1 protein-coding gene is annotated in these 242 nt (G+C 70.2%); it reads left to right on the top strand.

Annotation, left to right across the window (positions count from 1 at the left end; genetic code table 11):
• A partial coding sequence (locus QP415_RS12690; protein ID WP_285100309.1) for an ATP-grasp domain-containing protein occupies positions 1-242 on the top strand: 242 nt, incomplete at both ends.

Here is a 242-nt window from a genome sequence, read left to right as displayed (position 1 = left end):
GCCTCGTGGCCAGTCGCCTCCACCGTACAGGTGGACGGCGTGTGCGCCGAGGTGACGGTTCCCGCGGTTGGTATCAGGCCCGAGACGGCCGCCGAGGCGCGCCGCATTGGTGAGCGCATCGCCGCTGAGCTGGGCGTCACCGGCGTCCTCGCCGTGGAAATGTTCGTGGTCGGTGAGGGCGCGGACGAACGCGTCCTCGTCAACGAGCTTGCCATGCGCCCCCACAACACGGGGCACTGGAC

Source organism: Pauljensenia sp. UMB3104 (assembly GCF_030217285.1).
Taxonomy (GTDB): Bacteria; Actinomycetota; Actinomycetes; order Actinomycetales; family Actinomycetaceae; genus Pauljensenia.
Note: the sequence above shows the minus strand (reverse complement) of the source record. Positions and strands in the feature narration are given on the sequence as shown.